The sequence below is a fragment of the Mesorhizobium sp. M1E.F.Ca.ET.041.01.1.1 genome (genome assembly GCF_003997355.1).
In the GTDB taxonomy this organism is placed as follows: domain Bacteria; phylum Pseudomonadota; class Alphaproteobacteria; order Rhizobiales; family Rhizobiaceae; genus Mesorhizobium.
In genome coordinates, this window is sequence record NZ_RZSL01000863.1 from 1 (window position 1) to 1,951 (window position 1,951).

Genomic DNA, 1,951 nt, shown 5'->3' on the forward strand with positions numbered 1-1,951 from the left:
AGCGGCACGCCGGCCATGGCTGCCGCCTCGATCGAAAGCGAACAGAGATCTTCCGGCTCGAGATTGTGCAGGTGATTTTTGCCGCAGGCGCGGGCGATGGTCTGCGCCTCCAGCGTCATCACCTTCAAGTAGTTTGCGAGCCGCCGTCCGGCCACGATCGGGTCGACCCGCTTCATCAGCTCGGGGTCCTGCGTGGTGATGCCCGCCGGGTCCTTGCCTTCATGCCAGTCGTCATAGGCGCCGGCGGTGGTGCCGAGCGCGTTGTAATCCGCCTCCCAGCGCGGATCGTTGTCGCCGAGCGCGACCAGCGCCGCCGTGCCAATCGAGACCGCGTCGACACCGAGCGCCAGCGCCTTGGCGACGTCGGCGCCGTTGCGGATGCCGCCGGAAACGATCAGCTGCACCTTGCGGTGCATGCCGAGATCCTGCAGCGCCTTCACCGCCGGCCTGATGCAGGCAAGCGTCGGCTGGCCGACATTCTCGATGAACACTTCCTGCGTGGCGGCGGTGCCGCCCTGCATGCCGTCAAGCACCACGACGTCGGCGCCGGCCTTCACCGCAAGGGCGGTATCGTAATAGGGGCGAGCGCCACCGACCTTGACATAGATCGGCTTTTCCCAGTCGGTGATCTCGCGCAGTTCCAGGATCTTGATCTCGAGATCGTCCGGCCCGGTCCAGTCGGGATGACGGCAAGCCGAGCGCTGGTCGATGCCCTTGGGCAGCGTGCGCATTTCGGCGACGCGGTCGGAGATCTTCTGGCCAAGCAGCATGCCGCCGCCGCCGGGCTTGGCGCCCTGGCCGACGACGACCTCGATCGCATCGGCGCGGCGCAGGTCGCGTGGGTTCATGCCATAACGCGAGGGCAGGTACTGGTAGACCAGCGTCTTGGAATGACCGCGCTCCTCCTCGGTCATGCCGCCGTCGCCAGTGGTGGTCGAGGTGCCGGCGAGCGTGGCGCCGCGGCCGAGCGCTTCCTTGGCCGGACCGGACAGCGAGCCGAAGCTCATGCCGGCAATGGTGATCGGGATCTTCAGCTCGATCGGCTTCTTGGCATGGCGCGAGCCCAGCACCACGCTGGTGTCGCAGCGCTCGCGATAGCCCTCCAGCGGATAGCGCGAGATCGAGGCGCCGAGGAACAAAAGGTCGTCGAAATGCGGAACCTTGCGCTTGGAGCCGCCGCCGCGGATGTCGTAGATGCCGGTGGAGGCGGCGCGGCGGATTTCCGAGAGCGTGTAGTCGTCGAAGGTCGCGGATCTGCGCGGCGTCGTCGGAGGATTGTGGTAGCTCATGGTCGTCCTCAGTATGCGTCAGCGTTATCGATGTTGAAGTTGTAGAGCGTACGGGCCGAGCCGTAGCGGGAGAACTCTTCCGGCTTGGCATCCTTGATGCCGGCGCGGTCGAGCAGGTCCTGAAGCAGGGCGATGTGCTCGGGCCGCATCTCCTTCTTGATGCAGTCCGCGCCCAGGCTCTTGACCTTCCCGCGCACGAAAAGCCCGGCCTCATAGATCGAGTCGCCGAGCGCATCGCCGGCGTCGCCCAGCACCACCAGGTTGCCTGACTGCGCCATGAAGGCCGACATGTGGCCGATATTGCCGCGCACGACGATGTCGATGCCTTTCATCGAGATGCCGCAGCGCGAGGAGGCGTTGCCCTCGATGACCAGCAGGCCGCCGCGGCCGGTGGCGCCGGCATACTGGCTGGCGTCGCCTTTGACCACGATCTGGCCCGACATCATGTTCTCGCCGACGCCGGGTCCGGCCGAGCCGTGCACGGTAATAGTGCCGCCATCATTCATGCCGGCGCAGTAATAGCCGACGCTGCCGCGCACATCGATGCTGACCGGCTGGTCGACGCCGACGGCGACCGAATGGCTGCCTTTCGGATTGAGCACTTCCCAGGCGGTCTCGTTCGAGCCGGGGGCGAGATTGTGCAGCGCCTGGTTCAGCTCGCG

2 protein-coding genes are annotated in these 1,951 nt (G+C 66.4%); both read right to left on the reverse strand.

The window, feature by feature from the left end:
* On the reverse strand, positions 1 to 1,289 hold a 1,289-nt coding region (locus tag EOA38_RS35160; protein ID WP_145966243.1), incomplete at its 3' end, for an FMN-binding glutamate synthase family protein.
* Between the two features lie 8 nt (positions 1,290 to 1,297).
* Positions 1,298 to 1,951 (reverse strand): GXGXG domain-containing protein (locus EOA38_RS35165; RefSeq protein WP_127301381.1); only part of this gene is annotated, 654 nt, incomplete at its 5' end.